This window comes from Thioalkalivibrio sp. ALM2T (assembly GCF_000381505.1).
Classification (GTDB): domain Bacteria; phylum Pseudomonadota; class Gammaproteobacteria; order Ectothiorhodospirales; family Ectothiorhodospiraceae; genus Thioalkalivibrio; species Thioalkalivibrio versutus.
In genome coordinates this window covers 77,347-100,096 of the sequence record NZ_KB906567.1, presented here as the reverse complement: position 1 = coordinate 100,096, position 22,750 = coordinate 77,347, and the positions used below count along the sequence as shown (strand labels likewise).

35 protein-coding genes and 1 pseudogene are annotated in these 22,750 nt (G+C 64.0%); 35 read left to right on the top strand and 1 reads right to left on the bottom strand.

Annotated elements, in window-relative coordinates; translation table 11 throughout:
- The 29 genes and pseudogenes from F816_RS0111735 to rplQ all read left to right on the top strand — a co-directional run.
- Positions 1–231 (top strand): annotated as a pseudogene (locus F816_RS0111735) (elongation factor Tu); the annotation flags it as partial.
- Between the two features lie 5 nt (positions 232–236).
- Positions 237–548 carry a 30S ribosomal protein S10 gene (gene rpsJ, locus F816_RS0111730; protein ID WP_017941070.1) on the top strand — a complete coding sequence of 104 codons (312 nt, stop codon included), beginning with the start codon at positions 237–239 and terminating at the stop codon, positions 546–548.
- A 110-nt stretch (positions 549–658) separates the two neighbouring features.
- Entirely contained in the window at positions 659–1,303 is a 645-nt protein-coding gene (gene rplC, locus F816_RS0111725) for a 50S ribosomal protein L3 (RefSeq protein WP_019594876.1), read from the top strand.
- Between the two features lie 4 nt (positions 1,304–1,307).
- Positions 1,308–1,913 carry a 50S ribosomal protein L4 gene (gene rplD, locus F816_RS0111720; protein ID WP_018168211.1) on the top strand — a complete coding sequence of 202 codons (606 nt, stop codon included), beginning with the start codon at positions 1,308–1,310 and terminating at the stop codon, positions 1,911–1,913.
- Positions 1,910–2,206, top strand: a complete 297-nt coding sequence (rplW, locus tag F816_RS0111715; protein WP_018146458.1) for a 50S ribosomal protein L23 — start codon at positions 1,910–1,912, stop codon at positions 2,204–2,206. Before rplD ends, rplW begins: the two co-directional genes overlap by 4 nt.
- A gap of 2 nt (positions 2,207–2,208) precedes the next feature.
- Positions 2,209–3,030 carry a 50S ribosomal protein L2 gene (rplB, locus tag F816_RS0111710; protein WP_018146457.1) on the top strand — a complete coding sequence of 274 codons (822 nt, stop codon included), beginning with the start codon at positions 2,209–2,211 and terminating at the stop codon, positions 3,028–3,030.
- Positions 3,031–3,042: 12 nt separating this feature from the next.
- The gene (gene rpsS, locus F816_RS0111705) at positions 3,043–3,315 is read left to right on the top strand and encodes a 30S ribosomal protein S19 (protein WP_018146456.1); all 273 of its coding nucleotides are present in this window, start codon (positions 3,043–3,045) and stop codon (positions 3,313–3,315) included.
- A 9-nt stretch (positions 3,316–3,324) separates the two neighbouring features.
- Positions 3,325–3,666, top strand: a complete 342-nt coding sequence (rplV, locus tag F816_RS0111700) for a 50S ribosomal protein L22 (protein ID WP_018146455.1) — start codon at positions 3,325–3,327, stop codon at positions 3,664–3,666.
- A gap of 2 nt (positions 3,667–3,668) precedes the next feature.
- Positions 3,669–4,349, top strand: a complete 681-nt coding sequence (gene rpsC, locus F816_RS0111695) for a 30S ribosomal protein S3 (protein WP_018146454.1) — start codon at positions 3,669–3,671, stop codon at positions 4,347–4,349.
- Between the two features lie 10 nt (positions 4,350–4,359).
- Positions 4,360–4,773, top strand: coding sequence for a 50S ribosomal protein L16 (gene rplP, locus F816_RS0111690; protein ID WP_017941078.1), 414 nt, complete (start codon positions 4,360–4,362; stop codon positions 4,771–4,773).
- Positions 4,773–4,967: a 50S ribosomal protein L29 gene (rpmC, locus tag F816_RS0111685; RefSeq protein WP_018168209.1), complete on the top strand. Its 195-nt coding sequence runs from the start codon at positions 4,773–4,775 to the stop codon at positions 4,965–4,967. Before rplP ends, rpmC begins: the two co-directional genes overlap by 1 nt.
- A 4-nt stretch (positions 4,968–4,971) precedes the next feature.
- Positions 4,972–5,238: a 30S ribosomal protein S17 gene (gene rpsQ / locus F816_RS0111680; protein ID WP_018146452.1), complete on the top strand. Its 267-nt coding sequence runs from the start codon at positions 4,972–4,974 to the stop codon at positions 5,236–5,238.
- Positions 5,239–5,260: 22 nt separating this feature from the next.
- On the top strand, positions 5,261–5,629 hold the full coding sequence (rplN, locus tag F816_RS0111675) for a 50S ribosomal protein L14 (protein ID WP_018146451.1): 369 nt from the start codon (positions 5,261–5,263) through the stop codon (positions 5,627–5,629).
- A 7-nt stretch (positions 5,630–5,636) separates the two neighbouring features.
- Positions 5,637–5,951: a 50S ribosomal protein L24 gene (gene rplX / locus F816_RS0111670; protein WP_019594875.1), complete on the top strand. Its 315-nt coding sequence runs from the start codon at positions 5,637–5,639 to the stop codon at positions 5,949–5,951.
- Between the two features lie 18 nt (positions 5,952–5,969).
- A complete protein-coding gene (gene rplE / locus F816_RS0111665; RefSeq protein WP_018146449.1) occupies positions 5,970–6,509 on the top strand; it encodes a 50S ribosomal protein L5 in 540 nt (179 codons plus the stop codon).
- Between the two features lie 15 nt (positions 6,510–6,524).
- The gene (gene rpsN / locus F816_RS0111660; protein ID WP_019563614.1) at positions 6,525–6,830 is read left to right on the top strand and encodes a 30S ribosomal protein S14; all 306 of its coding nucleotides are present in this window, start codon (positions 6,525–6,527) and stop codon (positions 6,828–6,830) included.
- A 14-nt stretch (positions 6,831–6,844) separates the two neighbouring features.
- Positions 6,845–7,237, top strand: a complete 393-nt coding sequence (gene rpsH, locus F816_RS0111655; RefSeq protein ID WP_018146447.1) for a 30S ribosomal protein S8 — start codon at positions 6,845–6,847, stop codon at positions 7,235–7,237.
- 10 nt (positions 7,238–7,247) lie between these two features.
- Positions 7,248–7,778, top strand: a complete 531-nt coding sequence (gene rplF, locus F816_RS0111650) for a 50S ribosomal protein L6 (protein WP_018146446.1) — start codon at positions 7,248–7,250, stop codon at positions 7,776–7,778.
- Positions 7,779–7,788: 10 nt separating this feature from the next.
- Complete coding sequence (rplR, locus tag F816_RS0111645; protein ID WP_019594874.1) at positions 7,789–8,142, top strand: 50S ribosomal protein L18; 354 nt, start codon at positions 7,789–7,791, stop codon at positions 8,140–8,142.
- A gap of 26 nt (positions 8,143–8,168) precedes the next feature.
- A complete protein-coding gene (rpsE, locus tag F816_RS0111640) occupies positions 8,169–8,675 on the top strand; it encodes a 30S ribosomal protein S5 (protein WP_019594873.1) in 507 nt (168 codons plus the stop codon).
- A 3-nt stretch (positions 8,676–8,678) separates the two neighbouring features.
- Positions 8,679–8,858, top strand: coding sequence for a 50S ribosomal protein L30 (gene rpmD / locus F816_RS0111635; RefSeq protein WP_018168205.1), 180 nt, complete (start codon positions 8,679–8,681; stop codon positions 8,856–8,858).
- A 2-nt stretch (positions 8,859–8,860) separates the two neighbouring features.
- Positions 8,861–9,292 carry a 50S ribosomal protein L15 gene (rplO, locus tag F816_RS0111630; RefSeq protein WP_018146442.1) on the top strand — a complete coding sequence of 144 codons (432 nt, stop codon included), beginning with the start codon at positions 8,861–8,863 and terminating at the stop codon, positions 9,290–9,292.
- Positions 9,293–9,295: 3 nt separating this feature from the next.
- Complete coding sequence (gene secY / locus F816_RS0111625; protein ID WP_018146441.1) at positions 9,296–10,642, top strand: preprotein translocase subunit SecY; 1,347 nt, start codon at positions 9,296–9,298, stop codon at positions 10,640–10,642.
- A 15-nt stretch (positions 10,643–10,657) separates the two neighbouring features.
- Positions 10,658–10,771, top strand: a complete 114-nt coding sequence (gene rpmJ / locus F816_RS14680) for a 50S ribosomal protein L36 (protein WP_077277041.1) — start codon at positions 10,658–10,660, stop codon at positions 10,769–10,771.
- A 66-nt stretch (positions 10,772–10,837) separates the two neighbouring features.
- Positions 10,838–11,194: a 30S ribosomal protein S13 gene (rpsM, locus tag F816_RS0111620; protein WP_018139891.1), complete on the top strand. Its 357-nt coding sequence runs from the start codon at positions 10,838–10,840 to the stop codon at positions 11,192–11,194.
- Positions 11,195–11,215: 21 nt separating this feature from the next.
- Positions 11,216–11,605: a 30S ribosomal protein S11 gene (gene rpsK / locus F816_RS0111615; protein ID WP_017941093.1), complete on the top strand. Its 390-nt coding sequence runs from the start codon at positions 11,216–11,218 to the stop codon at positions 11,603–11,605.
- A 15-nt stretch (positions 11,606–11,620) separates the two neighbouring features.
- Entirely contained in the window at positions 11,621–12,241 is a 621-nt protein-coding gene (gene rpsD / locus F816_RS0111610) for a 30S ribosomal protein S4 (RefSeq protein ID WP_018146440.1), read from the top strand.
- A gap of 30 nt (positions 12,242–12,271) precedes the next feature.
- The gene (rpoA, locus tag F816_RS0111605; RefSeq protein ID WP_019594872.1) at positions 12,272–13,261 is read left to right on the top strand and encodes a DNA-directed RNA polymerase subunit alpha; all 990 of its coding nucleotides are present in this window, start codon (positions 12,272–12,274) and stop codon (positions 13,259–13,261) included.
- A 42-nt stretch (positions 13,262–13,303) separates the two neighbouring features.
- Positions 13,304–13,693: a 50S ribosomal protein L17 gene (rplQ, locus tag F816_RS0111600; protein WP_018146438.1), complete on the top strand. Its 390-nt coding sequence runs from the start codon at positions 13,304–13,306 to the stop codon at positions 13,691–13,693.
- 172 nt (positions 13,694–13,865) lie between these two features.
- On the opposite strand, the gene uvrA is transcribed toward rplQ, so the two are convergent.
- Complete coding sequence (gene uvrA, locus F816_RS0111595) at positions 13,866–16,718, bottom strand: excinuclease ABC subunit UvrA (RefSeq protein WP_019594871.1); 2,853 nt, start codon at positions 16,716–16,718, stop codon at positions 13,866–13,868.
- A gap of 192 nt (positions 16,719–16,910) precedes the next feature.
- Here uvrA and F816_RS0111590 point away from each other — a divergent pair, with 192 nt between their 5' ends.
- From F816_RS0111590 to F816_RS0111565, 6 genes are all read left to right on the top strand, one after another.
- Positions 16,911–18,281, top strand: a complete 1,371-nt coding sequence (locus F816_RS0111590) for an MFS transporter (protein WP_019594870.1) — start codon at positions 16,911–16,913, stop codon at positions 18,279–18,281.
- A 129-nt stretch (positions 18,282–18,410) separates the two neighbouring features.
- Positions 18,411–18,896, top strand: a complete 486-nt coding sequence (gene ssb, locus F816_RS0111585; RefSeq protein ID WP_018146435.1) for a single-stranded DNA-binding protein — start codon at positions 18,411–18,413, stop codon at positions 18,894–18,896.
- 45 nt (positions 18,897–18,941) lie between these two features.
- Positions 18,942–20,294, top strand: coding sequence for a tRNA (N6-isopentenyl adenosine(37)-C2)-methylthiotransferase MiaB (gene miaB, locus F816_RS14135; protein WP_019594869.1), 1,353 nt, complete (start codon positions 18,942–18,944; stop codon positions 20,292–20,294).
- Positions 20,295–20,306: 12 nt separating this feature from the next.
- Complete coding sequence (locus F816_RS0111575; protein WP_018146433.1) at positions 20,307–21,320, top strand: PhoH family protein; 1,014 nt, start codon at positions 20,307–20,309, stop codon at positions 21,318–21,320.
- The gene (ybeY, locus tag F816_RS0111570; RefSeq protein WP_019594868.1) at positions 21,310–21,825 is read left to right on the top strand and encodes an rRNA maturation RNase YbeY; all 516 of its coding nucleotides are present in this window, start codon (positions 21,310–21,312) and stop codon (positions 21,823–21,825) included. The genes F816_RS0111575 and ybeY overlap by 11 nt, the downstream gene beginning before the upstream one ends.
- Positions 21,818–22,750, top strand: coding sequence for an HlyC/CorC family transporter (locus F816_RS0111565; RefSeq protein ID WP_019594867.1), 933 nt, complete (start codon positions 21,818–21,820; stop codon positions 22,748–22,750). The genes ybeY and F816_RS0111565 overlap by 8 nt, the downstream gene beginning before the upstream one ends.

Below are 22,750 nucleotides of genomic sequence, written 5' to 3'. Positions count from 1 at the left end.
CGTCATACGCCGTTCTTCAACGGGTACCGTCCGCAGTTCTACTTCCGCACGACGGACGTGACGGGTTCGGTGGAGCTTCCGGAAGGCACCGAGATGGTGATGCCGGGTGACAACGTGAAGATGACGGTGTCCCTGATCAATCCGATCGCGATGGAAGACGGTCTGCGCTTTGCGATCCGCGAAGGCGGCCGCACTGTGGGCGCCGGCGTCGTCTCCAAGATTATTGAGTGAACCAGATGGCTAACCAGCGCATTCGAATTCGTCTGAAGGCCTTTGATCATCGACTGATCGACCGTTCCGCGGCCGAGATCGTCGAGACTGCGAAGCGGACCGGTGCCCGAGTCAAGGGCCCGATCCCCCTGCCGACCAAGAGCGAGGCGTATACCGTCCTGGTTTCCCCGCACGTCAACAAGGACGCGCGGGACCAGTACGAGCTGCGCACGCACAAGCGACTGATGGATATCCTCGATCCGACCGACAAGACCGTGGATGCCCTGATGAAGCTGGATCTGGCCGCAGGCGTAAATGTTCAGATCAGGCTTAACTAACGTTAAATTTTCTGCCATACTATTGGGCTTTCCGTGGCCCGGCGGAATTTTCGCCGGGCCACGGCTTTAGGGCGCTTGTTAGCGCCGTCTGATACGGAAGGGGTTTTGTAATGGCTCTTGGACTCATCGGTCGCAAGCTCGGCATGTCGCGCGTCTTTACGGACGATGGCGTCTCTGTGCCGGTTACGGTGCTACAGGTGGACAACAATCGCGTGGTCCAGATCAAGCGCACCGAAGGCGACGGCTACAACGCGGTCCAGGTGACGGCGGGCTCGCGCAAGCCGTCCCGGGTAAGCAAGCCGGAGGCTGGGCACTACGCCGCGGCGTCGGTGGAGCCCGGGCGCGGTCTGTGGGAGTTTCGCGTCGACGAGACCGACCTCGAAGGCCTGGCTGCCGGTGATGCAATCACCGTCGACTGGTTCGAGGAGGGGCAGATCGTGGATGTGACCGCTCAGAGCAAGGGCAAGGGCTTCCAGGGTGCCGTGAAGCGTCACAACTTCCGCACCCAGGACGCGACCCACGGCAACTCGCTGGCGCATCGCGCTCCGGGTTCCATCGGTCAGAACCAGAGCCCGGGCCGGGTGTTCAAGGGCAAGAAGATGGCCGGGCACATGGGCGCCGAGCGTAAAACCATCCAGAACCTCAAGGTGGTGCGCGTCGACGCCGATCGCAGCCTGGTCCTGGTTCAGGGTGCCGTGCCGGGCGCGCCGAGTACCGACGTGATGATTCGTCCGGCCGTGAAGTCGAAGGGTTAAAACAATGCAAGTTACGACTGCCGATACCGGGGCCAGCGTGGAGCTGTCCGCCACCTGCTTTGAGCGGGATTTCAATGAACCGCTGGTGCATCAGAGCGTCGTCGCTCAGCTGGCCGGCGCACGCAGCGGGACCCGTGCCCAGAAGACCCGGGCCCAGGTCAGTGGCGGCGGCATCAAGCCGTTCCGCCAGAAAGGGACTGGGCGTGCTCGCGCTGGTACGATTCGCAGCCCGCTGTGGACGGGTGGCGGCAAGGTGTTCGCTGCGCGCACTCAGGATTTCTCGCAGAAGCTGAACAAGAAGATGTACCGCGCCGCTATGGCGTCCATCCTCTCCGAACTGCTGCGGCAGGATCGCCTGAAGGTGGTCGCTGCATTTGCCGTCGAGTCGGGCAAGACCCGTGACGGTATTGCCAAGCTCGGCGAGTTGGGCCTGGAGCGGGGGCTGGTGGTGCTGGCCGAGGATGACGCGATGACCGAACGTGCGTTGAGCAACGTCCCGCACGTGGATGTGATCGATGTGAGCGGTGTCAATCCCGCCAACCTGGTCGGGGCCGATACCGTCGTGATTACGGAAGGCGCCATCCGCAAGCTTGAGGAGTGGCTGGCATGAATTCGCGTCTGATGCAGATTATTCAGGGTCCGGTGGTGTCGGAGAAGTCGACCAATGCCGGCGAAGTGGGGCAATACGTGTTCCGTGTGCTGCCGGATGCGGACAAAGCCGAGATCAAGGCCGCGATCGAGAAGCTGTTCGAGGTTCGGGTGGAGCACGTGCGCACATTGAACCAGCAGGGCAAGAACAAGCGCTTCGGTCGCATGTTCGGGCGTCGCAACCACTGGAAAAAGGCCTATGTGGCCCTCGCTGAAGGCGAGAGCATCGACATGGGTGAAGGAGAACAGGTCTAGTCATGGCGATTATCAAGACCAATCCGACCTCTGCCGGGCGCCGTCACGCGGTGAAGATCCGCGGCGACGGTCTGCACAAGGGCGCGCCGCACGCGGCGCTGCTCGAAAAGCAGACTCGCTCGGGCGGGCGCAACAACGCCGGGCGCATTACCACGCGCCACGTCGGTGGTGGCCACAAGCAGCGCTACCGCATCGTTGACTTCAAGCGGAACAAGGACGGCGTGCCCGGCAAGGTCGAGCGGCTGGAGTATGATCCGAACCGCAGCGCTCATTTGGCGTTGGTACTGTACTCTGACGGCGAACGCCGGTACATTATTGCGCCCCGCGGGCTGAAGCAGGGTGATGCCGTGACTAGCGGCTCGCAGGCGCCGATTCGCGTGGGTAACGCAATGCCGCTGCGCTCCATTCCGGTGGGCACGGTGATTCACTGCATCGAGATGAAGCCGGGGAAGGGAGCGCAGATTGCGCGGTCCGCCGGTGCCTCGGCCCAGGTCGTGGCACGTGAAGGCGCACACGCGACGATTCGCCTGCGCTCCGGTGAGATGCGCCGCATCCAGTCCGAGTGCCGGGCCACGATCGGCGAAGTCGGTCACAGCGAGCACAGCCTCAAGAAATTCGGGAAGGCCGGTGCCAAACGCTGGATGGGTGTCCGCCCAACCGTGCGTGGTACCGCGATGAACCCGGTCGACCACCCGCATGGTGGTGGTGAAGGTCGCAACTTCGGGCGTCACCCGGTGACCCCGTGGGGCCGCCCGACCAAGGGTTACAAGACCCGCAACAACAAACGTACCGACGGCATGATCGTGCGTCGGCGCAAGAAGTAACGGAGTGCCAGCATGCCGCGTTCACTGAAGAAAGGCCCGTTCGTCGACCATCACCTTCGCAAGAAGGTGGATGAGGCGCTCGAGAAGAACGATCGGCGTCCGATCAAGACCTGGTCGCGCCGCTCGATGATCATCCCGCAGATGGTGGGTCTCACCCTCGCGGTACACAACGGGCGTCAGCATATTCCGGTGCTGGTCAACGAAAACATGGTCGGCCACAAGCTGGGCGAGTTTGCGTTGACGCGGACCTTCAAGGGTCACATCGCCAACAAGAAGTCGCGCTGAGGACGAACGATGGAGACGATTGCAAAACTGCGCTACGCGCGCATCTCGCCGCAGAAGACGCGGCTGGTCGCCGACCAGGTTCGTGGCATGCGGGTGGAAGAGGCTCTGAACGAGTTGACTTTCAGCCCCAAAAAGCCGGCAGCGATTGTAAAAAAGGTGCTGGAGTCCGCGATTGCCAATGCGGAGAACAATGACGGTGCCGACATCGACGAGCTGCGCATCTCGCGCATCCAGATCGACGAAGGCCCGGTTCTCAAGCGCATGCAGGCGCGAGCCAAGGGTCGCGGCAACCGCATCATGAAGCGCACTAGCCACATTGTAGTGGGCGTGAGCGAGAAGGGAGCGAACTAACCATGGGTCAGAAAGTACATCCAACCGGCATCCGGCTGGGCATTTCTCGCCCGTGGTCGGCGACCTGGTACGCGGACGGTCGCGAGTTTGGTGAAACGCTGAACAACGACATCAAGCTGCGCACGTTTCTGCAGAAGAAACTTGCCCACGCGTCGGTCAGCCGTATCACCATCGAGCGTCCCGCCAAGGCCGCGCACATCACGATTCACACGGCACGTCCGGGGATTGTGATCGGCAAGAAGGGCGAGGACATCGAGAAGCTGCGCCGCGAAGTGGCAGCCGAGACGGGCCTGGAGCAGGGCAACGTCAAGATCAATATCGAAGAGGTGCGCAAGCCCGAGATCGAAGCCCAACTGGTCGCGGAAGGCATCGCCCAGCAGCTTGAACGCCGCATTATGTTCCGTCGTGCGATGAAGCGCGCCGTGGGTAACGCGATGCGCCTGGGTGCCCAGGGCATCAAGGTGCACGTGGCCGGTCGCCTCAATGGCGCCGAGATCGCGCGTTCCGAGTGGTACCGCGAAGGCCGCGTACCGCTGCACACCTTGCGTGCGGACATCGACTACGGTTTCGCCGAGGCGCGTACGACCTACGGGATCATCGGCGTCAAGGTGTGGATCTTCAAGGGCGAAGTTTTCGGCCTGGAACCGGTCGAAGGGACGCGCGCTGCGGCCAACGCGAGCTAGGACATAGACCATGTTGCAGCCAAAAAGAACCAAATTCCGCAAGCAGTTCAAGGGCCGGAACCGGGGCATGGCCTCCACCGGCGCCAAGGTCAGCTTCGGCGAGTACGGCCTCCAGGCCGTGGAACGCGGTCGCATTACCGCGCGCCAGATCGAGGCGGCGCGGCGTGCGATGGTGCGTCACATCAAGCGTGGCGGGAAGATCTGGATCCGGGTGTTCCCGGACGTCCCGGTCACCAAGAAGCCGCTTGAAGTGCGCATGGGTAAGGGCAAGGGCGGTGTCGAGTACTGGGTCTGCAAGATCCAGCCCGGCCGCGTGCTCTACGAGATGGAAGGTGTGCATGAAGACGTTGCGCGTGAGGCAATGCGTCTGGCCGCCGCCAAGCTCCCGGTCAAGACGGTGTTTACCCGTCGGCAGGTGATGTGATGAAAGCAGAAGAGCTCAGAAAGAAGTCGGACGGCGATCTGGACCAGGAGCTGGAAGCGCTCTACAAGGAACAGTTCGGCCTGCGCATGCAGAAGTCGGTCGGGCAGCTTGCGCGCCCGGATCGTGTCGGCAAGGTGCGGCGCGAGATCGCGCAGATCAAGACGCTGATGAATGAACGTAGAAGGGCAGGTTAAGACAATGACCGAAGAAGGTTCCAGGACTCAGCGTTCCGTCGTCGGGCGCGTGATTAGCGACAAGACGGACAAGACCCGCACGGTTCTTGTTGAGCGTCGCGTCCGTCATCCGCTGTACGGGAAGTTCATTCGTCGCAGCACGAAACTGCACGTCCATGACGAAGAAAATGTATCGCGCATGGGCGATCGGGTTCGTATCCGTGAATGCCGGCCGATTTCCAAGCAGAAGCATCATGCCCTGATCGAAGTGGTCGGGCAGGACGCTCTCTGAATCGGCTGCCAGGAGATAAGTCATGATTCAAATGCAGACCGTGCTTGAGGCCGCCGATAACAGCGGTGCCCGACGCATCCAGTGCATCAAGGTGCTGGGCGGGTCGCACCGCCGGTACGCCCGGGTGGGCGACGTCATCAAGGTGAGCGTCAAGGATGCGATCCCGCGTGGCAAGGTGAAGAAGGGCGATGTCTATGACGCCGTCGTGGTGCGCACGGCCGCGGGCGTGCGCCGTGCGGATGGATCGCTGATCCGGTTCGACCGCAACGCCGCGGTCCTGCTGAACAACCAGCACCAGCCGATCGGCACCCGTATCTTTGGGCCGGTGACGCGTGAACTGCGAGGGGAGAAGTACATGAAGATTATCTCCCTCGCCCCGGAAGTGCTGTGAGGACGTGATGAACAAGATTCGCAAAGGCGACGATGTCGTCGTGATTTCTGGCAAGGACAAGGGTCGCCGGGGCACCATTATTAAGGTCCTGGAAGGCAAGGTTCTGGTTCAGAACATCAACATGGTGAAGAAGCATCAGAAGCCGAACCCGCAACAGGGTGTTGGCGGTGGGATCATCGAGAAGGAAATGCCGATCGATGTGTCCAACGTGATGGTCTTCAACCCAGCAACCGACAAGGGTGATCGCGTGTCGTTCAAGACCCTGGAAGACGGCCGTAAGGTACGGGTCTTCCGCTCGAACGGCGAAGTCGTGGACGCATAACGCGGGACGGACGGTTTTATGGAACGCTTGAGAGAAGAATACGAATCCACGGTGAAGCAGGCCCTGCGCGAGCAGTTCAGCTATGCCAACGTGATGGAAATCCCGCGTGTCACCAAGGTGACCCTGAATATGGGTCTGGGTGATGCCGTGGCGGACAAGAAGGTGATCGAGCACGCGGTCAGCGACATGACGGCTATTGCCGGGCAGAAGCCGGTCGTGACCAAGGCGCGCAAGTCGATCGCCGGCTTCAAGATCCGCGATGACTATCCGATTGGCTGCAAGGTGACCTTGCGCCGGCGGCAGATGTACGAGTTCCTGGACCGCCTGATCAGCGTTGCGCTGCCGCGCGTGCGGGACTTCCGCGGGTTTTCCGCGAAAGCCTTCGATGGCCGTGGCAACTACAGCATGGGCATCAAGGAACAGATCATCTTCCCGGAGATCGATTACGACCGTGTCGACAAATTGCGCGGCATGGACATCACGATTACCACCAGTGCAAGAACGGACGCGGAAGCCAAGGCCCTTTTGGAGGCCTTCCGATTCCCGTTCCGGCAGTAACCGAGGTAGGCGCACATGGCAAAGACATCGATGCTCGAACGCGAGAAAAAGCGCGAGCGACTGGTCAACAAGTACGCGGCCAAACGGGCCGAGCTGAAGGCGATCCTGGTCGACGAGACCAAGTCGTCCGAGGAACGCCTGGCGGCCATGCATGCGCTGCAAAAGCTGCCGCGTGATTCCGCGCGCGTTCGGCAGACGAACCGGTGCGGCGTCACTGGTCGGCCGAAAGGTTATTACCGCCGGTTTGGCCTGGGGCGCAACAAGCTGCGCGAACACGCCATGAAGGGCGAGATTCCGGGCCTGCGCAAGGCGAGCTGGTAAGGAGATTTGAACCGATGATGACCGATCCGATTTCCGACATGCTCACCCGTGTTCGCAACGCCCAGCGTGCGAACAAGGAGCAGGTCGCCATTCCTTTCAGCAAGGCCAAGGAGCGTATCCTTAAGGTCTTCGCCGATGAGGGTTTCGTAGGCGACATCCAGGTCGAGGGCGAAGTGGCCCAGAAGAAACTGGTGGTGAAGCTGAAGTACTTCGAGGGACGGCCGGTCATCGAGACCGTCGAGCGGATCTCGCGTCCGGGCCTGCGGATCTATCGCGGCAAGGACGAGCTGCCGCGGATCAACGCCGGTCTCGGGGTTGCCGTGGTCTCCACGCCACAGGGTGTCATGAGTGACCGCGCTGCCCGGGCCGCAGGCCAGGGCGGCGAAGTCCTCTGCAAGATTTACTGAGGAATCAGCCATGTCGCGCATTGCAAATCTGCCGATCAAGCTGCCGAACGGCGTTTCCGTCGAGCAGTCGGACAGCGAGATCAAGATCAAGGGTCCGAAGGGCGAGCTTCAGCTCACCTGCCCCGAGGCCGTGATCGTTACCGTCGAGGACGGGGTGGTTCGAGTAAAGGCCACGGAGAACGCGAAGAATGTCGCGTTGGCGGGTACTATTCGGGCACTCCTGGGCAATCATGTCCACGGGGTGAGCGAAGGGTTCGTCCGGGCGCTGGAATTGGTCGGCGTCGGCTATCGCGCCCAAATGCAGGGCGCGAAGCTGAACCTGACGCTCGGGTACTCGCATCCGATCGACTTCGACATTCCGGAAGGCGTGACGGTGGAGACGCCGACCCCGACCGAGGTCGTGGTCAAGGGAACGGATCGCCAGAAGGTGGGCCAGGTGGCAGCGAATATTCGCGCCTTCCGCCCGCCGGAGCCCTACAAGGGCAAGGGCGTGAAGTACAAAGACGAGCGCATCGTGCGCAAAGAAGCCAAGAAGAAGTAGGTAGGCACCAGTGGACAAGAAAGAGGCCAGACTTAAGAGGGCGCGGCGCGCACGGTTCAAGATCCGTGAGCTGGGGGTGCATCGTCTCTGTATCCACCGGACGCCGCGCCACATGTACGCGCAGATCATTGCCCCCTCGGGCGACGCGGTGCTTGCCGCGGCGTCGACCGTGGAAAAGGATCTGAAGGATGCCGGGGGTTCCACCGGCAACGCCGAGGCCGCCGCCCGCGTGGGCCAGGCCATCGCGGAGCGTGCGCGCAAAGCAGGGATCGAACAGGTCGCGTTTGACCGCGCGGGTTTTCGTTATCACGGACGGGTGAAGGCACTTGCCGACGCCGCCCGTGAAAGCGGCCTGCAGTTCTAGTCAAACGCGATCGAGCGGAGAGAGAAATGGCACGTAACGATGTAAGCGAAGCGCAGGACGGCCTCCAGGAAAAGCTGATTGGCGTCAACCGCGTTGCGAAGGTGGTCAAGGGCGGCCGGCAGTTCCGGTTTGCCGCACTGACCGTCGTCGGTGATGGCGAAGGACGAGTCGGATACGGTTACGCGAAGGCGCGCGAAGTGCCGGCGGCGATTCAGAAGGCAATGCAGCAGGCGCGCATGGAAATGCGCAATGTGTCGCTGAACGAAGGCACGCTGCACTATGCGGTGAACGGGCATCATGGCGCGGCCAATGTCTACATGCAGCCGGCCTCTGAGGGTACCGGGATCATCGCCGGTGGCGCGATGCGCGCAGTGCTCGAAGTAGCGGGCGTGCGTAACGTGCTGGCCAAGTGTGTCGGTTCGCGCAACCCCATCAACGTCGTGCAGGCGACCATCGACGGGCTCACCATGGTGAACTCGCCGGAACGGGTTGCGGCCAAGCGCGGCAAGACCGTCGACGAAGTGAAGAGCTAAGCCATGAGCAAGCTGAAACTGACACTGGTACGCAGCACCGCCGGCCGCATCGCCACGCACAAGGCGTGCGTGCGCGGACTCGGGCTGCGCAAGACCCACAGCAGCGCGATCATTGAGGCCACCCCCGAGAACATGGGCATGGTCAAGAAGGTCTCGTACCTGCTGAAGGTAGAGGAAGTCTAATCATGCGACTGAATAACATTTCCAGCCCCGACGGTGCCCGCAAGCCGGCCAAGCGCGTTGGCCGAGGCATTGGCTCCGGTCTGGGCAAGACCGGCGGCCGCGGCCACAAGGGCCAGAAGTCTCGCTCGGGTGGTTACACGAAGGTCGGGTTCGAAGGCGGTCAGATGCCGCTGCAGCGTCGCCTGCCCAAGGTGGGCTTCCGCTCCCGCAAGCAACAGTATTCTGCCGAAGTGCGTCTCAGCGAACTGGCCAAGGTCGACGGTGACGTGACCCTGGACACCCTGAAGGCTGCAGGCGTCGTGCGCAGCGACGCACAGAGCGCCAAGATCTTTGCCTCGGGTGAAGTCTCGAAGGCCTGTGCCGTGAAGGGCGTGGGCGTCACCAAGGGCGCGCGGGCGGCGATCGAAGCCGCTGGCGGGAGCGTTGAGGCCTAAATAATGGCACGTGGAGCGACAGCACGTTCCGGTGGCGGGCTCACCGGGTTTACCGAGTTACGCCAACGCCTGCTGTTCGTTCTGGGTGCCCTGGTGGTGTACCGGATCGGTACATTCATTCCGGTGCCCGGTATCAACCCGGTGGCCGTCTCGCAGTTCTTCGAACAGCAAAGCGGGACCATCCTGGACATGTTCAACATGTTTTCCGGGGGGGCACTGGAACGCCTGTCGATCTTTGCGCTGGGGGTCATGCCGTACATCTCGGCGGCCATCATCATGCAACTTCTGGCCGCGACCGTTCCGGCGCTCCAGCAGTTGAAGAAAGAGGGCGAACAGGGACGGCGCAAGATTACGCAGTACACGCGCTACGGGACTGTGGCGCTCGCGCTGTTCCAGAGTATCGGGATCGGGATTGCCTTGAATGGTCAGACCATCCAGGGGATGCCGATGGCCCTGAACCCGGGGCCGATCTTCATCTTCACCGTTGTGGTCTCGCTGGTGACGGGGACGCTGTTCCTGATGTGGCTGGGTGAACAGATTACGGAACGGGGTATTGGGAACGGGATCTCGATCATCATCTTCGCTGGTATCGTCGCAGGGCTTCCGGGCGCGATTGGCGGAACCCTGGAGCTGGCCCGTACCGGCGAACTGGCCGCGGCATTCGTGGTGATTCTGATCGTCCTGGCCCTGGCGGTGACTGCTTTCGTGGTGTTCGTGGAGCGCGGGCAACGCCGAGTGACGATCAATTACGCCAAGCGCCAGGTGGGAAGGAAGATGGTCGGTGGCCAGTCGTCGCACCTGCCGCTGAAGCTGAACATGGCCGGGGTGATCCCGCCGATCTTCGCGTCGAGTATCATTCTGTTCCCGTCGACGTTGGGGCAGTGGTTCGGCCAGGCTGAAGGGATGGACTGGCTGCGCGAGATCTCGACGACGCTGGCCCCGGGGCAGCCGCTGTACGTGATGTTCTATGCGGCCGCGATTATCTTCTTCTGCTTCTTCTATACCGCGCTGGTGTTCAACTCACGCGATACGGCGGAAAATCTGAAGAAGCAGGGCGCCTTCATTCCGGGGATCCGGCCAGGTGTCCAGACCGAAAGATTCATTGACGGGGTCATGACTCGACTGACGGCGGTGGGGGCGGTGTACATCACCGCAGTGTGCCTGCTACCGGAGTTCCTGATCCTGTATTGGAACGTGCCCTTCTACTTTGGCGGGACCTCGCTTCTGATCATCGTGATCGTGGTGATGGATTTCATGGCGCAGTTGCAGTCGCATCTGGTGTCCCACCAGTACGAAGGCTTGATGAAGAAAGCGAATCTGAAGGGTTTCGGCGGGACCGGGATCCGCTAGACCAGGAGAAAGACCATGAAGGTACGTGCATCTGTAAAGCCGATGTGCCGGAACTGCAAAGTCATTCGGCGTAATGGCGTGGTCCGGGTGATCTGTTCCGACGCCCGCCACAAGCAGCGTCAGGGCTGAAGCTTGGCGTAACGCATAATCATTGCTACTATAGCCGGCTTTGCCGGATTTTGATGGAGAAGTTGGATGGCTCGCGTCGCTGGAATCAATATTCCTGACCAGAAGCACACGGTAATCGCGCTGACCGCGATCTATGGCATTGGCCCGACTCGGGCCGGCCTGATCTGCGATGGCGCGGGTGTGCGTCGGGACATCAAGGTGCGGGATCTGACGGATGCCGAAGTGGATGCTCTGCGCGCCCAGATCGACAAGATCCCCGTGGAAGGGGATCTGCGCCGGGAAGTCAGCATGAACATCAAGCGATTGATGGATCTGGGCTGCTACCGTGGCGTGCGCCACCGTCGCGGCTTGCCGTTGCGCGGTCAGCAGACGCAGACGAATGCACGCACCCGAAAGGGCCCGCGTCGCCCGATTCGCAAGTAATCAGACTGGGATCTCAGGTACATGGCACAAGCGCAAACACGGACCAAGAAAAAGGTCCGCAAAAATATCGCCGAGGGCGTGGCTCATGTGTACGCCACGTTCAACAACACGATCATCACGATCACCGACCGGCAGGGGAACACGATCAGCTGGGCCACCTCCGGTGGTTCGGGCTTCCGTGGTTCCCGCAAGTCGACGCCGTTCGCCGCGCAGATCGCGGCCGAGCGCGCCGGGACGACTGCGGCCGAACACGGCGTGAAGAATCTCGACGTGATGGTGCGGGGCCCGGGTCCGGGTCGCGAGTCGGCGGTACGTGCGCTGAACAATGCCGGGTTCAAGATCACCAATATCAGTGATGTAACCCCGATCCCTCACAACGGCTGCCGGCCGCCCAAGAAACGCCGCGTTTAAGGCTGGAGTTGAAGAATGGCTCGTTACATTGGACCGAAATGCAAGTTGAGTCGCCGTGAAGGCGTGGACCTGGGCCTGAAGAGTGGGGTCCGTGCGCTGGAAACAAAGTGCAAGCTCGACAAGCCGCCGGGGCAGCACGGTGAACGCCGTACTCGCCTGTCCGACTACGCCGTGCAGCTGCGCGAGAAGCAGAAGCTTCGCCGCATCTACGGCGTGCTGGAAAAACAGTTCCGCAACTATTACAAGAAGGCCGCTCAGCGCAAGGGCTCGACGGGTGAGAACCTGCTGAAGCTGCTGGAAGGTCGCCTGGATAACGTGGTGTACCGCATGGGCTTCGGCTCCACCCGCTCCGAAGCGCGCCAGCTGGTCGCGCATCGCGCGATCCAGGTGAACGGCCAGGTGGTCAACATCGCGGCCTATCAGGTACAGCCGTCCGACGTGGTTACGGTCCGGGAAAAGGCGCGTAAGCAGGTGCGCATCCAGGACTCGATGACGCTGGCCGAGCAGACCGGGTTCCCGAGCTGGATCGAAGTGGACACCAGCAAGTTCGAGGGTACGTTCAAGGCGATCCCGGATCGTTCCGATCTGCCTGCGGACATCAACGAGTCGCTCGTCGTCGAGCTGTACTCGAAGTAATCGTTTTTCGGCCTGGCGCCAGGAGTCACAATGCAGTCGAACGAACTGGTCAAGAAACAGCAGATCGAGGTCGAGGCCGAGAATCGGAATCAGGCCAAGGTCGCCCTCGAGCCGCTGGAACGCGGCTTCGGCCACACCCTGGGCAATGCCCTGCGACGTGTGTTGCTGTCGTCCATCCCGGGTGCCGCCATTGTCGAGGCCCGGATTGAAGGCGTGCTGCACGAGTACACCACCATCGAAGGGGTACAGGAAGATGTCGTCGACATCCTGCTGAACCTGAAGGGTGTTGCGCTGCGTATGCACAGCCGCGACGAGTCCACGCTGACCCTGAGGAAGAAGGGTCCGAGCGTGGTGACGGCCGGCGACATTCAGGTCGACCATGATGTCGAGGTGGTGAACCCGGACCACGTGATCGCCACGATCACCAAGAACGTGGATCTGGACATCACTCTGACGGCGCGCGCGGGTCGCGGGTACGAACCCGTTAGCACGCGTCGGCAGGCCGAGGGTGGGGACGACACGGGTATTGGTCGGCTGTTGCTGGACGCCAGCTTCAGCCCCATTCGCCGCGTGTCCTATCGTGTCGAAAGTGCACGTCTGGCCCAGCGGACCGATATGGATCGCCTGGTGCTCGAGCTCGAAACCAATGGCGCGATCGCCCCGGATGACGCCGTGCGTCAAGCCGCGACCATCCTCCAGGGCCAGTTGGCCCCGTTCGTGGACTTGCAAGAAGAATCGGCCGAAGTGGCGGGTGCCGTAGGTGGCGCGATCGACCCGGTGCTGCTGCGTCCGGTGGACGAGCTGGAACTGACGGTTCGTTCGGCCAACTGCCTGAAGGCCGAGAACCTGTACTACATCGGGGATCTCGTCCAGCGCACCGAGGTCGAGCTGCTGCGTGCACCGAACCTCGGCAAGAAGTCGCTGACTGAAATCAAGGACACGCTGGCGACCCACGGGCTGTCGCTCGGCATGCGTCTCGAGAACTGGCCGCCGCCGGGTCTGCGCGACGACAACGAGTAATCACGGCGCCCCGCGCCCATCGTTTTTTAGAGGAAGCCTCTCATGCGTCATCGTCATTCCGGCCGTCAGCTTGGCCGCAACAGCTCGCACCGCAAGGCCACGTTTCAGGCCATGTCCGTGGCCCTGTTCCGGCATGAACTGATCAAGACCACGCTGCCCAAGGCGAAAGAGCTGCGTCGCGTGGCCGAACCGCTGATCACGCTGGCCAAGGAAGACAGCGTTCACGGTCGTCGGCTGGCGTTTGCCCGCCTTCGTGACAAGGAGATCGTCGGCAAGCTGTTCGCCGAACTGGGTCCTCGCTACCAGGCGCGGCCCGGTGGCTACCTGCGGATCCTGAAGTGCGGCAACCGCGCGGGTGATAATGCCCCGATGGCCTACGTTGAACTCGTGGATCGTCCGGAACTTGATGCCGGAGAAGGCGAAGCCGCCTGAGGTTTCGTCGCCAGAGGAAAGCGCGCTCGCAGGTTGAGCGCTCGGAAAGCCGGCCTTGCGCCGGCTTTCTTGCGTCTGGGTAACCACGACTTGCGAATGCGAGAGGTCAGCGCGGTCTGTGGGGACGGTGCGCAGGCGCGCAGCCCGTGGAGATGGAAAAGGGCGCGAACCGTTAACCGTTGGCGGCGTGAGAAGAGCTTGCGGCGGGGAGCAGCGGTGCAAGGAACTGTCCGGTGTGGCTGTGGGCGGTGGCGGCCACCGCTTCGGGAGTGCCTGCGACGAGGAGTTCGCCGCCGCCGCTACCGCCTTCCGGGCCGATGTCGATCAGCCAGTCGGCGGTCTTGATAACGTCGAGGTTGTGCTCGATCACGACGATGGTATTGCCATGGTCGCGGAGGCGGTGGAGCACGCGCAGGAGCTGGGCGATATCCTCGAAATGCAGGCCGGTGGTCGGCTCGTCTAGGATGTAGAGCGTACGACCGGTATCGCGCTTGGAGAGCTCGCGGGCGAGCTTGATGCGCTGGGCCTCGCCACCGGAAAGGGTGGTGGCATTTTGCCCCAGCTGGATGTAGGACAGGCCCACCTCCATCAACATCTCGAGCTTGCGGTGGATCACCGGTACCGGCTGGAAGAAGTCGAGGGCCTCTTCGACGGTCATCTCCAGGACTTCGTGGATATTCTTGCCCTTGTAGCGCACGTCCAGGGTCTCGCGGTTATAGCGATGGCCCTTGCAGACGTCGCAGGGGACGAAGACGTCCGGCAGGAAGTGCATTTCCACCTTGATCACGCCATCGCCCTGGCAGGCCTCGCAGCGCCCGCCACGGACGTTGAACGAGAAGCGCCCGGGCTTGTAGCCGCGCGAACGGGCCTCGCCGGTTGCGGCAAACAGTTCGCGTATGGGCGTAAACAGGCCGGTATAGGTGGCCGGGTTGGAGCGCGGGGTACGCCCGATCGGGCTCTGGTCGATGTCGACCACTTTGTCGATCAGCTCCATGCCGTCGATGCGGTCGTGATCCTCGATGTGGTGGCGCCCGCCATGGAGTGCGGTGGCGACGGCCGGGTACAGGGTGTTGTTGACGAGGGTGGACTTGCCGGAGCCGGAGACCCCGGTCACGCAGGTGAACAGCCCGGTGGGGAAGGCGAAATCACCGGCCTTCAGGTTGTTGCCACGCGCGCCGATTACGCGGATCTCGTGCTCCGCGTCGGGCTGCGTTCGCTGGTCCGGCACCGGGATGCAGCGGGTGCCGCGCAGGTATGCGCCGGTGAGGGAATCCGGATGATTCGCGACCGCCTCCGGGGTGCCCGACGCCACAATGTGGCCGCCGTGGCGACCCGCGCCGGGTCCGATATCCACGACATAATCGGCTTGTCGGATGGCATCCTCGTCATGCTCCACCACGATGACCGTGTTGCCGAGGTCGCGCAGGTGGCTCAGGGTCTTCAGCAGGCGTGCGTTGTCGCGCTGGTGCAGCCCGATTGATGGCTCGTCGAGGATGTACATCACCCCGACCAGGGCCGAGCCGATCTGCGAGGCCAGGCGGATACGCTGGGCCTCGCCGCCGGAAAGCGTGTCGGCGGAGCGGTCCAGGGTCAGGTAGTCGAGGCCGACATCGTTGAGGAACCCCAGGCGCGCGGAGATCTCGCGCACGATCTTCTCGGCGATCTGGGCGAAGCGCCCCGGCAGGCGGAGGTCGTCGAAAAAGGCCTGCGCGTTGGCCACGCTCATGTGCGTGACCTCGGGCAGGGTCATGTCGCTGACAAAGACGTTGCGTGCGGCTGAGTTGAGGCGCGTGCCGTGGCAGTCGGGGCAGGGCTGTTCCGCCTGGTAGCGGCCCAGTTCCTCGCGCACTGCCGCGGAGTCGGTCTCGCGGTAGCGCCGCTCCAGGTTCGGGATCACACCCTCGAACACGCGTTCGTCGGTGCGCAGTTGGCCGTTGGCGGCCGGGGTCGAGAGCTTGACCTTCTCCGTGCCCGAACCATGCAGGACGACCGCACGGACCTCGGCCGGCAGTTCCTGCCAAGGGGCCTCCACGTCGAAGTCGTAATGCCGGGCGAGACTGGTCAGCAGGCTGAAATACCAGGCGTTGCGCCGATCCCAGCCCCGTACGGCCCCGCCACCAAGGCTTAGCTCGGGCTGCGACACGACCCGTTCGGGGTCGAAGAACTGGTGCACACCGAGGCCGTCGCAGGTGGGGCAGGCGCCTGCCGGGTTGTTGAACGAGAACAGCCGGGGCTCCAGCTCGCGCAGGGCATAGCCGCAAATCGGACAGGCGTAGCGCGCGGAGAAGATCATCGGCTCGCGATCCGGCTCGTCCATCCACGCGATCAGCGCCAGGCCATCGGCCAGTTCGGTGGCGGTTTCGAAAGACTCGGCCAGGCGCTGGCGCAGGTCCTCGCGCACGCGGAAGCGGTCGATCACGATCTCGATGTTGTGTTTGCGCTTGGGGTCCAGGGCCGGCAGGGCGTCGAGGTCGTGGATCTCGCCATTGATACGCGCGCGCAGGTAGCCCTGGGAGCGCATGGCCTCGAGCATCTTGTGGTGCTCGCCCTTGCGGCCGCGGACCACCGGCGACAGCAGCATGACCTTGTCGCCCTCTGGCAGATCGAGTACCTGGTCGACCATCTGCGAGATGGTCTGGGCGGCCAGAGTCTCGCCGTGTTCCGGGCAGCGCGGCTCGCCGGCACGCGCGAACAGCAGGCGCAGGTAGTCGTAGATCTCGGTGATGGTCCCGACGGTGGAGCGCGGGTTGTGCGAGGTGCTCTTCTGCTCGATGGAGATCGCCGGCGACAGACCCTCGATCTGGTCGACGTCGGGCTTTTCCATCATCGACAGGAACTGCCGGGCGTAGGTCGACAGGCTCTCCACGTAGCGGCGCTGGCCCTCGGCGAACAGGGTGTCGAAGGCCAGCGAGGATTTGCCCGAACCGGAAACGCCGGTAATCACGATCAGCCGTTCGCGCGGCAGGTCGAGGTCCACGTTCTTCAGGTTATGGGTGCGGGCGCCGCGAATGCTGATGCTGTCCATGGGGCTGGATCGACTCCACTGGGTTACGTCGCGCGGCGCGCTAGAGAAAACACGGATCAGTGTTTCCATTGGGGCGCCGCAAACCATCCATGGTAACACCCGGGCCGCGCACGCCATGGTTTCCCCGCCGCGCTTGCCGGTAAACTCCCCGGACATGAAGAGCTCTTCTTGCCCGCGTCGGTCCCGGACGCCATGAATCCCCGCGAGCTGCGCGCCACCACTGGGCTGGCGGCGATCTATGGCGTGCGCATGGCCGGCCTGTTCATGGTCCTGCCGGTGTTCATGCTGCATGCCGACCGTATCCCCGGCGCGACCCCGCTGCTGATGGGCCTGGCGCTCGGGATCTACGGACTCACCCAGGCCGTGCTGCAGATCCCGTTCGGTCTCTTGTCGGACCGGGTCGGCCGCAAGCCGCTGATCCTCGCCGGGCTGTTGCTGTTTGTTGCTGGCAGTGTGCTGGCCGCGGTCGCCGAGACCATCCACGGCATCATCCTCGGGCGTGCCCTGCAGGGGGCGGGTGCGGTGGCAGCGGTGATCCTGGCCCTGACAGCGGACCTGGTCGGCGAGGAACGGCGCATGCGGGCGCTCGCCGTGATCGGGCTGACCATCGGCCTGACCTTCACCGCAGCGATGGCACTGGGCCCGGTGGTCGACCAGGCAGCGGGATTGTCCGGGATCTTCGGCCTGTCTGCGCTGCTCGGGCTGGTCGCGATCGTGATCCTGTTCCTTTGGGTGCCAACCCCGGCACGGGCGCGGGCACACCCGGACATGGTGCCGGTCTGGTCGGCACTGCCCCGCGTGCTGCGCGCCCCGGACCTGTTGCGCCTGAACCTCGGCATCTTCGTGCTGCACCTGGTCCTGGCCGCGAACTTTCTGGTTATCCCGGTGCTGCTGGTGGAGACGCTCGGGCTAGCGGGTGCCAGCCACTGGAAGTTCTATGTGCCGGTGCTGCTGGCGGGGTTCGCGCTAATGCTCCCGGGGATCATCTTCGGGGAGCGCCGCCGGCGCGTGCATAGCGTGCTGCGCGGGGCGATCGCCCTGCTGGCCGGGGTGCAGATCCTGCTGGCGCTGCTGGTGCTGGATGGCGGCGGTCTGTGGACGCTGGCGGCGCTGATGGTCCTGTTCTTTGCCGCCTTTAACCTGCTGGAGGCGGGGCTGCCGTCGCTGGTTGCGCGCGTGGCGCCGGTCGCCCACAAGGGCACGGCGATGGGCGGCTTTGCCACCGCGCAGTTCCTTGGGATCTTCGCCGGCGGCGTGCTGGGGGGCGTCCTGCTGACACTGGTCGGGCCGGTCGGGGTGTTCCTCGCCGGGGTGCCGTTGCTGCTGGCCTGGTGGTGGATCGCGCGCGGGATGCACCCGCGCTACCGGTCCAACCGAGTGGTGGCGGTGCCCGCTCACTGGTCCGGTCACGAGGCGGAACTGCTGAGGACGTTTGCCGGGTGGCCGGGCGTGTACGAGGCGGACCTGTCGCCGGATGCCGGTTCCCTGTACCTGAAGGTGGAGCCCGGAGGGCCGGACACCCCCGAGCTGACAGCCTGGCTGGCGCGCACGCCAAGCGCGTAGAACGCGCGCAATGCCTCCCCGACTGGCCGCGCGAATCTGTCCACATCCCGGACCGGTGCACTGTCGCGGCCGGGGTGGACTGCTACACTATCGAATCTGTTTCTCCATGCTTGGACACAAGGAGGCCCCATGGCCCGCGGCGTCAACAAAGTCATCCTGCTCGGCAACCTCGGGGCCGACCCGGAAAAGCGCGAGACCCCGAACGGGGTTACCGTCACCAATCTGCGTCTGGCGACGTCGGAGCAGTGGACCGACAAGAACTCCGGCGAGAAGCGCGAGAACACCGAATGGCACCGGGTGGTGATGTTCGGGCGCCTGGCGGATATCGCCGCGCAGTATCTGTCCAAGGGCTCGCAGGTCTATGTCGAAGGCAAGATCCAGACCCGCAAATGGCAGGACCAATCCGGTAACGATCGTTACAGCACCGAGGTCGTGGCCAACGAGATGCAGCTGATCGGCGGCCGCGGTGGCAGTGGCGGCGGTGGTGGCGGTTTCGACCAGGACCCGGGTTATGGCGGCGGCAATGCCTACGGCGGTGGTGGCCAGCAAGGCGGCAACCGCAGCAACGCACCGGCCTCCGGCGGCGGCTTCGATGACGACGACGTCCCGTTTTAACGTCCATATAAGCCACGGTTCACCCACTAGCGAAGTACCGAGAGCATGATCCGCAAGGTCTACATCCAGACGCACGGCTGTCAGATGAACGAGTACGACTCCGATCGCATGCTCGACGCACTGCGTGAGCTGCACGGGGCGCAGCGTACCGATGATCCGGAGCAGGCCGACCTGCTGCTGATGAACACCTGCTCCATTCGCGAGAAGGCGCAGGAGAAGGTCTTCTCGTTACTGGGGCGCTGGCGGCAGATCAAGGAACGCCGGCCGGAGGTGATCATCGGTGTGGGCGGTTGTGTTGCCAGTCAGGAGGGCGATGCCCTGCGCGCCCGGGCCCCGTACGTGGATCTGGTGTTCGGCCCGCAGACCCTGCACCGCCTGCCGGCCATGATTCAGTCGGTGCGCCGTGAGCGTGCCCCGGTGGTGGATATCTCCTTCCCCGAGATCGAGAAATTCGACCGCCTCCCGGAGCCGAAGGCCGACGGTCCGAGTGCGTTCGTCTCGGTGATGGAGGGCTGCTCCAAGTACTGCAGCTTCTGCGTGGTGCCCTATACGCGCGGCGACGAGATCAGCCGCCCGTTCGACGACGTGATTGCCGAGGTGGTCGCGCTGGCCGCGCAGGGGGTCAGGGAGATCAACCTGCTGGGGCAGAACGTGAATGCCTATCGCGGGCCGATGGATGACGGCGACACCGCCGACCTGGCGCTGCTGATCCACTATGTCGCGGCGGTCGACGGGATCGAGCGCATTCGCTTCACGACCTCGCACCCGGTGGAGTTTTCCGATTCGCTGATCCAGGCCTTTGCGGACGAACCGAAGCTGGTCAGTCACCTGCACCTGCCGGTGCAAAGCGGCTCCGACCGCATCCTGGCGCAGATGAAGCGCGGCCACACGATCCTGGAGTACAAGTCCAAGATCCGCCGCCTGCGCGAGGCGCGCCCGGACCTGGATCTCTCCTCGGACTTCATCGTCGGTTTCCCCGGCGAGACCGACGCCGACCACGCCGCGACGATGAAGCTGATCGAGGAGCTGCATTTTGATTTCTCCTTCAGCTTTATCTACAGCGCGCGTCCGGGCACCCCGGCCGCATCGCTGCCGGATGACGTGCCGATGGCGACCAAGAAGGCCCGTCTGGCCGAGTTGCAGGCCCTGATCGAGCAGAACGGCCGCGCGCGAAACAAGTCCATGGTGGGCAACGTCGAGCCGGTGCTGGTGGAAGGTCCGGCCAAGCGCAACCCCGGCGAACTGGCCGCGCGCACGGCGAACAACCGCATCGTCAACTTCGCCGGGGACCCCGGCCTGATCGGGCAGTTGATCCCGGTCGAGATTACCGAGGCCCTGGCACATTCCCTGCGCGGGCGTACGGTGGAGCGGGCAATGCCCGCTGCCGTCGGCGCTTAGGGAAACCGACGCATGGCCAATCGTCTGGATTTCACCCTGGAGCCTGGTGACCAGGAGACGCTCGCGCGGATCTCCGGGCCGCTGGATGCCCACCTGCGCCTGATCGAGTCGCGCCTGGGCGTGGCCGTGCATAATCGCGGGCCGCGCTTCAATCTCACCGGGCCGGGCGGTGCCGTGAAGGCGGCCGGGGCCTTGATCCACGACCTGCACCGGATGGCGCAGGAAGAACCGGTCAGCCTGGAGCAGGTGCATACCGCGCTGCAGACCGCCCATGTTGAGGGGTTGGCGGAGCCCGAGGGCACGGGCGACGATCCCGCGTTGCGGCTCAAACGCGCGGTAATCCGTGGTCGCGGCCCGCGTCAAGCGAAATACCTGTCCGCGATCGCGCGGCACGATCTCAGTTTTGGCATCGGCCCGGCCGGGACCGGCAAGACCTACCTTGCGGTGGCCGCCGCGGTCGCCGCACTGGAGCAGGACCGCGTGCAGCGCCTGGTGCTCGTGCGTCCGGCGGTGGAGGCCGGCGAGCGCCTGGGCTTTTTGCCCGGCGATCTGGCGCAGAAGATCGACCCTTACCTGCGGCCGATGTACGACGCCCTGTACGAACTGATGGGCTTCGATCAGACCGCACGCTTGATGGAACGCCAGGTGATCGAAGTCGCGCCGCTGGCCTACATGCGCGGGCGCACCCTGAACGAGGCCTTCATCATCCTCGACGAGGCGCAGAACACCACCCTCGAGCAGATGAAGATGTTCCTGACCCGCATCGGCTTCGGCTCCACTGCGGTGGTCAACGGCGACATCACCCAGGTTGACCTGCCGCGGGGGCAGGGATCGGGCCTCAAGCACGCGATGCAGATCCTCCAGGGCGTGGAGGGGGTGCATATCACTCGTTTCCAGGCCGGTGACGTGGTGCGCCACCCGCTGGTGCAGCGCATCGTCGAGGCCTACGAGGCCCACGACCATGCGTCTGGCAAGCCGGCTGGGGAGTCTGAGCCCGGTTCCGGGCGGGGTGCCGATGGCGCTTGAAATCGCGGTGCAATACGCTGTTCCGCGTGCCGGTCTGCCTGGCCCCACCACCTTGCACCGGGCGGCCCGCGCCGCCTGGCGCGGGGCGGGCGCGGCCACAGTCACTCTGCGCCTGGTGGATGCCGAGGAGGGGCAGTCGCTGAATCACACCTTCCGGGGACGCGACTACGCGACCAATGTGCTGTCATTCCCGGCGCCGACGCTGCCGCCGGGCTTGCCGCCCGAGGCGAGCGCCTATCTCGGAGATATCGTCCTGTGCGTGCCGGTGCTGGCGCGCGAGGCGGCGGAACAGGGCAAGACGCTGGCGGCCCATTACCACCACATGGTGGTGCACGGGATGTTGCACCTGCAGGGCATGGATCACCAGACGCCGGACGAGGCCGCGCGGATGGAGGCAATTGAGTCCTCGATCCTGGCCGGGTTAGGCTATCCCAACCCCTACGATGCCGACCCTCCGGCCCGCGTCCTGTCGCCGCATCCTGCCGGAACCGCCCCCGATGCCTGAACCCGAACCCGACGAACAACCGATCTGGCGGCGCTGGCTGATCCGCGCCGGCGAGATCCTGCGCCCGCGCCGCGAGCCGGCGACCCGACACGAGCTGATCGAATGCCTGCGTGGTGCCCACGCCCGCGAGCTGGTCGATCCCGAGGCCCTGACCATGCTGGAGGGGGTGCTCAACGTCGCGGATATGCAGGTGCGCGACATCATGATCCCGCGCGCGCAGATGGAAGTGGTGCGCCGCGACGCGGGGCTCTCCGAGTTCCTCCCGGACGTGGTGGCTTCCGCGCATTCGCGCCTGCCGGTGGTGGGGGATCACCGCGACGAGGTGGTCGGCGTCCTGCTCGCCAAGGACCTGCTGCGCTTCTTTGGCGAGCCGGACGATGCCGCCTTCGATATGCAAGAGATCCTGCGCCCGGCGGTGTTCGTGCCGGAGAGCAAGCGTCTGAACGTGTTGCTGAAGGAATTTCGCCTGAGCCGCAACCACATGGCGATCGTGGTGGATGAGTATGGCGGCGTGGCCGGCCTGGTGACCATCGAGGACGTGCTGGAGCAGATCGTCGGCGAAATCGAGGACGAGCACGATGTCGAGGACTACCTGACCCAGATCATGCAGCACCCCGGTGGGCGTTACACCATCAAGGCGTTGACCCCGATGGAGGAGTTCAACGCCTACTTCCAGACCGCCTACAGCGAGGACGACTTCGACACCATCGGGGGCCTGGTGCTGTCGCATTTCGGTCATGTCCCGCGTCGTGGCGAACAGATCGTCGTGGATGGCATGCAGTTCCGCGTCCTGCGCGCCGACAACCGGCGCCTGCACCTGCTGGAGATGCGCCTGCCGGAGCCGGACATGCAGCCCGCCACCGGTGAGGGCTCGCAGCCGTTCGATGGTCCGGCCCGGGAGCCGGACGACCGCCACATCCCCTGA